Source organism: SAR324 cluster bacterium (assembly GCA_029245725.1).
Classification (GTDB): domain Bacteria; phylum SAR324; class SAR324; order SAR324; family NAC60-12; genus JCVI-SCAAA005.
Window position 1 is genome coordinate 1 of record JAQWOT010000134.1, and the last position, 8,112, is coordinate 8,112.

Here is an 8,112-nt window from a genome sequence, read left to right on the forward strand (position 1 = left end):
AGACAAACCACCTTCCAGTCACTTGATTGCTTACCTCCCTCACGTAGCAAAATATCGAAGGGAACTTGACGTCGGAGTTGGACTTCTGAATCTACAGTTCTCTGAAAGAAGTCTCTTCTGGGTAAGTGCAGAAGAGCCTGAGCGGGATTAACAAAGCCCACACCAGCGGCTCCTTCGTCAAAAAACCTCTGGCTATCCTTACTGGCAATCGCAGCGTGAACTTCTGAAGAACTTTTGAGAACAGCCGGTGAAAATCCACATGCTTTTAGTAATTTCAAGCAATGGAGCAGCAATTCGGTCTTACCAGAACCAGAATAGCCACAAAAAGCCAGGGAGGGAGTGAATGATGAGGCGGAAACAGGTTCCATCAGCTGACAACCTGGGGCTCGTATCCTGACTTCAATCGGATGACTGCTAGCACACTGACTCCTACCATCAGCGTAGCGGTTGTCAGACGCCCAACGAGTCCACCAATCTGATAGGTCCAACCGGAGAGGAGTGTTCCAAGTCGATCTTTGCCAATTCTATCCAAGCCGTTGATCCTGATTCCTGCCATTCTCAAACAATTCTGAAGTGTTCTAACTCAACTTCTCAAAGGAAGCGCCAAGCCAATCACAATGAAAAGTCCTCCACAAATCTGGTTGAAACGCTGTCCTACCCGCTGCAACCAAGGACGAATCTGTTGCGCCAGGCTGGCCAAGCAAAGTTCCGTGACAATCTCAATCAACACAAAAGTAGCAGCCATCAACACGAACTGCAGGACGAGTTCTCGCTGAGGTTCAACAAACTGGGGCAAAAAGGCGGCAAAGAAGAGGATGCCCTTGGGATTGGTCACCGCCGAAAGAGCACCCTGACGAAAGAGCGTCCTCTTACGAGAACTCTGCAATACAGGCGCAAGCGTTTCTCCCACAGGTGGGGCTCGCCAGACCTGAATACCGAGCCAGATCAGGTAAGCCCCGCCAACCAGTTTAAGAATGGTAAGACCAATCAGTGTGGATTGAAGCAGTGCACCGATACCAAATAGAGAGAGTGCAATGAGAATAGTGAACCCCACTGCTCCACCAGCGATCGTGCTGAGAGTTCGACGCCATCCGTAGAGAGCACCATGAGTGAGAGCTAGCAGACCATTTGGTCCTGGAGAGAGGGAGAGTCCGAGTGCAGCAACTGAATAGATCAACCAGGTTTGTGGGTCCATTTTTCTTCAGTCACTAAATCTGTGGCGCATCAAACGCGAGCACGAACATTTGGAGCGTGAAGTTGAGTTGAGTGGAATTGTTGTACCCGCGTATTGCCAATCTCCAAAAGTTGCTCCACAGTTTGTTTATCGCACCCCAATGACTGCGCAATATTTCTCAATAACTCACACTCTGCCACATCAAAATGCCGATCAATCGTTGCCACGTTGAGTAGGCTATCTAGAACACGATCTCTCAATTCCTTGGATAGCTCAATCGGCTCCACTTCTGGACATTTCCCATGCAGAACATACTCTTCCAGATCAAGGATCTCCTCGTGATCTGACAGGAGTTGAATGGCTGAGTGCACGAAGGCACGCTCATGTAGATCAATTCGACCATCTGCCTGGACCATGGCCACTACCATCCGTGCAAACCAGCGTCGCTGTGTTGAGTTAAACATATTCAGCATTTCTGGATTGAATTCTGGGATCTGGTCTTCTGTCTCCTCAAATTTCTGTTCGGTCTCTCGTAAAATTCTAATGGTAGAGAGCACATTCTGAGACTGCTCATAACCAGAGATAGCCGATTCACGAAACCAGTAGTAAGCTTCGTCCAGATTTTTAGGTATGCCTTTGCCACGGAAGTTCAGAATTCCCAGTTCATATTTTGCTTCGGCGCTACCAAGGGTAGCAGCCTGCATCAGCAAACGATAAGCAGCGCTTGCATCACCCCCTTGTCGCAACAGCTTGAGTGCTTGCTGTGTCAAGTGGTCATCATCATTGTCTTTCTCTGCTTTTTCAGAAGTTTTAGTCAGAGATGACTGAGCCACAACCTGATCCGTATGATTCAAATCAAACAGATGTTGCCCTCGCAATGCGGACTCCTTAGCGATGAAGATCAAGCTGTCGCCAGGGTTTACCAATTGACCAAAATGTGGGTTTACCAATAGTTTGTTGGTTCCTCGACGAATCAACCCCACGGGAAGGTAGCTGTATTCTTTTTTGATCTTGAGGATTGTTTCCTCCCAATTAGCCGTTGTCCAATCATAGCTTAATCGGCGGACAAACAGACTCTGGGTACTTAGATCGTTGGATAGTAACTGGCTCACTAGGTTACCCAAGCCGCTGTTGTTGGCAGACTGGGCGAGTATCGGAACAACCAGATCATCGAACTTGAGGCAGAAATCACAACCTACCTTGAGGAGATGCTGATCAAAGTTATCATCACGAAAGGTTGCAATCGTAAAAATTTCACCATCTGTTTCCTGTTCCAGACACAGTACGGCCATAAAGGTCTGGCCATCTTGCAGATGATCAATAAAAGCCACCTTGGCCAAGGAGGCCCGTGCTTTGCGGAAAGCATCTTCGCTGTTAGTATGATCCTGAATCCACTCCACTGAAAGGTTCTCTGGAATTTCCTCCGACTGTGGTAAGCTCGTCAACACTACGATATGATCTCCCAACTCCCCACGGGACAGCTCTCTCAGCATTCGCCGGATAAAAATAGGGTTGTCCGAGTTGATCAGTAGATGTCCATCGATACGAATATCATCCATCCCAAACACTTCGATTCCATGCTCTTCCAAGTCGCCCCCCTTGCGCTCAGCAACAGACTGTAACTGGATCACCTGGTTATCTCGACGCAAGACGTGTTCAGAGCTAGGGTTAATCAGCACGACCTCCTCCATCACAATCCCTAGAGGCATGTGTCCTGTTGATCGTTTGGTTGCATGCACATATTCTATCCAGGTTTTGTCCGCAAATTTCACTGGCAGTGGTTTTGTTTCCAGTTGGTGTTCCTGTGACTGATGAACCACTCCTCTAATCCAAGAAGGTCCCCCCTGTGAACGAAACGCCTGCAGCATCATTGGCACATACAGGTCATATGGATTCAGCGCATGATCGCAGCCCACGTCGGCAAAAAATTTACGAAAATCGCTTCCCACATATTGAGCTAGGGTGATCAGTTCTCCCTTGCTAAGGGTTTCCAATTGTAACACCGTAATCAATCCTTGGTTGCTATTCTTAAAATAGACATAGGCCGTATGAGCAAATGTGGCTGCGGCCTTGAGCAAGATTTCCACTTGTTGGGAATCCCCAGCAACCCAATTGACATCCTTGTACTCTGTAGTTAGCAAAGGATGTTGAGTGGATGGAGAAACGATTATGATCTTACCCTCTTGAACCAACTGCTGATTTTGTCCTAGAATTTTGGTCATCCAGGCAGGATCATCTGAACAAACAAGGATGTGACCCTGCTTCTTAACCGGGTCCAAACCCTTTTCACGCGATGAGCGATATTCACCTAATTTGGTTGTCAAGGTAGAGACAATTAGTGAGTAATTCAGGACCCCCCCGATAATCACAAAAACAGTGAACACTCGGCCCCAGTGAGTTTCTGGCGACATGTCTCCGAAGCCCACTGTTGCGACAGTCACAATCGTCCAGTAGAAGCTATTGAAGAGGCTTCCATAGTCTGATTCGGCGTTCCCAGTCAACAGGAACTCAAAGAGATGAATCCCTAGGGTAGAAACAATAATTAGCGTGGGAAGAAACCAATAGAGAATGTGACGTATCTTCATAGTCGATTAGAACCCATTAGAATACTGCTTGAATATCGCAAACTACTAAAATTTTTGAGAATCATAGGAACTCCTGAAAGCTAAGCAGCCCTATATATTGGCTCTGATTTGCTAAAAATATACGATAGCAACAAACCCACGTTTTTCCAGTTGTGTTCAATGATTAGTCAGAATGAAGTTATGATTTATTTTGTCTAACACAAGACTCTACAGAGAGGAGTTTGAAATTGACAATCCTGGCAGATGAATTTGGCAGAGCTAGTTTTTCTTGCAACCGAGTCAGGATTTCCCCTATAACAGTCCGTCGGTCGTTCATAGTAGTTTCATTTCAACGTTCACTTCTCAGCAGGGAATTCCTTATGAAAAGATTCATTATTGCCGCAACTTTAATGCTTTTTGCTGGTTGGGTGCACGCCGCTGATTTAGGTGGCAAAGTGCTACGCATTGGCTCAGACACCACGTACCCTCCAATGGAGATGGTGGATGAAAAAACTGGAGAGATCATTGGTTTTGATGTGGACCTGGTTGATGCCATCTGTGAGCGAATCAACTGTGTACCCCAGTTCGTGACCACAGCCTGGGATGGAATCTTTGCTGCGCTACAGCAGAGCGAATTTGATATGGTCGTCTCTGGTGTTTCCATCACACCAGAACGTGACAAGCAAATGGACTTCAGTGATCCATATCTCGTGGTTAGCCAGGCAATCATGGTCCGTGTTGATGACGAGGGTATGACACTGGATGGCATGAAAGGGGCTGGTCGCAAGCTGGCTTCACAAACTGGAACCACCAATGCTCAACTTGCCGAAGAGTTGGTTGGCCGTAACAATGTCGCTCTTTTCGATACCTTTGCCGCTGCAGTTCAGGCCCTGCGTAACGGTGACGTCGATGGCCTGGTGATTGATGGCACCTCAGCTGCGGCTTACGAGCAGCAATTTGCTGGTGAATTGGTTGTTGGCATTCGTGGTCTCAACAGTGACCCTCTGGGACTGGTTTTTCGTGAGGGGGATGGGATGGTCGACGCCTTTAACACCGGTCTTGCCCAGGTCAAAGCTGATGGTACTCTCGATAAGCTCGTCTTGAAATACTGGAGCGAATAATTTGACTCGCGCCTCATGACCGACCCTTCACCAAGGCGCATCGGCCTGGAGTGGCTTCAGCTTCGGGCCAGCAATCTTGTGCTGCTGGCCAGCGCGCCCTTCTTCATCTATCTCTTCGCCACTTCCACAAATTACAGCCGCTCCCTCGCCTTCATCGTTGGCGTTGAGGAAGGTGCCGCAGAAGTCTTTCAAACCTTCCTAGTTTTGCTACTGGGTTTGTTGAGTGGATTGATCCCCATCCTGCTTACTCGCAAATCACCAAGTTGGCTTTCCTATCCTCGTGAAGTCTCCTGGTTTGGGCTAGTGCTGCACTTGTTGCTAATGTCCTGGTTACTCACCCGATGGGATCTGGCGCCTTTCTGGGATTCAGTGATTGGAGACCTACTGGATGCCCGCAGCAATCCATTCCGAGATCCCAAGGTCAATTATCCAGCCCTTACTCCAGAAGGACAGGCTTGGATGCAAGGATGGCTAGAAATTCTGCGGTGGCCCTACCTTCTTGGGACTACATTGCTCGGTGCAGTCGCTCTCACTAAAAAATTACCAGAGCGGATAAACCGTTGGATTTGGCGTTTACTGCTGATCTTCCAAGGAGGAAGCCTACTCTTCTTAATTCTGGTTGCACGACTGAGTTTCGCTACTGGCTTGTTGTTGACCCTGCGGGCAGCCATTTTCGCTTATGTAGCCTCCGCTATCCTTGGACTGGTTCTAGCGGGGATGCTATCCCTGCAGCCCAACCCCAACATTTATCGCCGCTACGGAGTGATTGCCGGACTACTGTTGGGTATTGGGTTGATTTTCTCCCAAATGCCACAGGCACAGTATGTTTTGATTGGAACCATAGAAGGACGTGCTGCTTTCATCAAGGACACTCCACAACGTTTGGCAGACACACTGCGCTACGGTGAGTTTGACAATGGTGTGGAGATGCAGATCCGCGCTGCTAGGGATGTTGAGCAAGCTCTAAAGCTCTATGCTGAAGACAAACGAATCAGTGCCGCTTTTATCCCAGAATCAGCCCTTCCTGCAAAAGCCCCCATTCTTTGGCGCACTGAGTTTCTAGCCGATGAATACAGGACACCCTCAATGGTCTTTGGTGTCTTCGGCTTTTTACTTGGATTGCTGACCTTCGGAGGATGGCAGCACCGGATGCACCCATTGGCTGTCTTTGCTGAATTCTATATTGATATCCTGCGTGGGATTCCCATGCTGGTAATCATCCTCTACGTGGGATTACCACTCAGTGGAGCCGTCAAACAGGCCACCGATGGGTTTATTGACCTGCCCAATATGATCCGGGGAGTGTTTGCGATCTGCCTGGGCTACTCGGCCTATATGGCAGAGATTTTCCGAGCTGGCATCGAGGCTGTTCCCAAAGGACAGGTAGAGGCAGCCCGAACACTTGGACTAGACCGATGGCAAACCGCCAGGTTGGTTATTCTGCCACAAGCCCTACGTATCGTCATTCCACCACTTGGCAATGAATTCATCGCAATGCTGAAGGACACGGCACTCCTATCAATTCTTTCGGTTCGCGATTCAACCCAACGGATGCGTGAATTCCAAGCGAGTAGTTTTCTCCCTTTTGCTCCGTTCAATACAGCCGCGATTCTTTATGTCGTCCTTACCCTTGCGGCTGCCAGTCTGCTCAAGTGGCTGGAACGAAGAACCACGCCTATTCCCAAAAAATGACACCTCCGCAACTTACTGAAGCAGAAGCGCTGGAACTGCTTGCTCAACACTACGGCTTGACAGGACAACTGGTTACCCTACCTGGGGAACGGGATCGCAACTTTCAACTCTGCTTAGCAAGCGGAGAGAAAAACACTTTCAAGGTGGTAAGTGCTAAGGTTCCTCTGGAGAGTCTGAAGACTGAAATTCGAGCGATGCAGCACCTGAACTCTGAATTGGGTAGTCTGGTACCAAACCCACTGGCGGATCAGGTTGGAAGTTTTATTTCCCAAGGAAGCTTACAGAATGGGAGTTCCTGCTGGTTACGGCTGCAAAGCTGGCAGCCAGGCATTCCCCTCGCCGAATTCCGACCACATACCACCGAACTTTTTCATTCCGTTGGTCACTTGATTCGACGAATTGCCACTTCGCTCTCTACCCTTGCTGTTCCAGATCCCCATCCAGAATTGCCGTGGCACCCTAATCAAGCTTCGCAAATTGTCGTAGAAGGTCTTTCCTTGGTGACGGATCCCTTGCTCAAGAATTTTCTGGAGCAAGCACTACGACTGTACGACAGGTATGGACGGCCCCTGGAGACAGACTTACCTCGTTCCCTGATTCAGAACGACGCCAACGACTACAATGTATTGGTCCATGGTGGGCTAGAAGGCCCCCCAGAGTTGAGCTTGATCGACTTTGGCGACATGGTTATTTCATGGACTTGTGCAGAAGCTGCTGTGACTTTGGCCTATACTCTTCTTGGTCAAATAGCTCCTTGGAAAGTAGTACAGGCAACGCTCAGTGGTTTCAGCCAAGCTAGGCCACTCTCTCTGCTGGAGGCTGAGTTTGTCTGGCCAATGGCACTCATGCGACTCGGTGTGAGCATCGTGATGGCAGCAAAACAAATTCAGAAGCAGCCAGAAAATGAATATCTCTTGATCAGTCAGCAACCAATTCGAGAACTACTTCAACGCTTAAATGTTCTCTCACTGGAGGAGGGTATCACCCGCTCCAGATTTGCCTGTGGTCATTCCTCAATCCACCGAAAGGTTTCTCTAAAGACTACTTTGGAAGAACAAATGTTTTTCCCAGTGATGGGCCAATATCTCACTCCCGACAACACTCTGCTCTTGCCACTGGGAATAAAGAGCCCCACCAGCGATTGGCTGAGTGGTGACGTTGAGAAACAGTCTGCTCGCATTCAACAAGCCATTGAAAGTTCAAACAAGATCTTTGCTCTTGGGCTCTACGATGAGATTCGGCTTTGCTACACTGCACCTGAATTTCAGCAAGATCTAGAATCACGGACCGTACACCTGGGACTGGATATTTTTGGACTAGCTGGAACCTCCATATTTGCTCCACTGGATGGGACCTTCGTCACGGTTCATGACAACGCTCAAGAGCAGGACTATGGCCCTACACTCATGTTGCAGCATGAGGATCTTAGTGGAGAGAGCTTCTTCACGCTCTACGGCCATCTTGATCCAGAGTGCCTAGAACTCTGGCAACCAGGAGATTCCGTCCAAGCTGGGACCCGTATTGCTAGGATTGGAGCATCACCCCGAAACGGCAACTGGCC

Annotated in this window: 7 protein-coding genes; 3 read left to right on the plus strand and 4 right to left on the minus strand. The window is 48.8% G+C overall.

Translation table 11 applies throughout. The annotated features are described in order from the left end of the window. The 4 genes from P8O70_06145 to P8O70_06160 all read right to left on the minus strand — a co-directional run. The coding region (locus P8O70_06145; protein MDG2196456.1) for a molybdopterin-guanine dinucleotide biosynthesis protein MobB at positions 1 to 368 on the minus strand (368 nt) is incomplete at its 3' end. After that, complete coding sequence (locus P8O70_06150) at positions 368 to 556, minus strand: hypothetical protein (GenBank protein ID MDG2196457.1); 189 nt, start codon at positions 554 to 556, stop codon at positions 368 to 370. The genes P8O70_06150 and P8O70_06145, both read right to left, overlap by 1 nt. 27 nt (positions 557 to 583) lie before the next feature. Further along, on the minus strand, positions 584 to 1,195 hold the full coding sequence (locus tag P8O70_06155) for a LysE family transporter (protein MDG2196458.1): 612 nt from the start codon (positions 1,193 to 1,195) through the stop codon (positions 584 to 586). 29 nt (positions 1,196 to 1,224) lie between these two features. Then, positions 1,225 to 3,759, minus strand: a complete 2,535-nt coding sequence (locus P8O70_06160) for an ion channel (protein MDG2196459.1) — start codon at positions 3,757 to 3,759, stop codon at positions 1,225 to 1,227. Positions 3,760 to 4,118: 359 nt separating this feature from the next. Between P8O70_06160 and P8O70_06165 the strand changes: the two genes are divergently transcribed. From P8O70_06165 to P8O70_06175, 3 genes are all read left to right on the plus strand, one after another. Continuing rightward, positions 4,119 to 4,859 carry a transporter substrate-binding domain-containing protein gene (locus tag P8O70_06165; protein ID MDG2196460.1) on the plus strand — a complete coding sequence of 247 codons (741 nt, stop codon included), beginning with the start codon at positions 4,119 to 4,121 and terminating at the stop codon, positions 4,857 to 4,859. Positions 4,860 to 4,874: 15 nt separating this feature from the next. Continuing rightward, positions 4,875 to 6,551: an amino acid ABC transporter permease gene (locus tag P8O70_06170; GenBank protein ID MDG2196461.1), complete on the plus strand. Its 1,677-nt coding sequence runs from the start codon at positions 4,875 to 4,877 to the stop codon at positions 6,549 to 6,551. Next, on the plus strand, positions 6,548 to 8,112 hold a 1,565-nt coding region (locus P8O70_06175), incomplete at its 3' end, for a phosphotransferase (protein MDG2196462.1). The genes P8O70_06170 and P8O70_06175, both read left to right, overlap by 4 nt.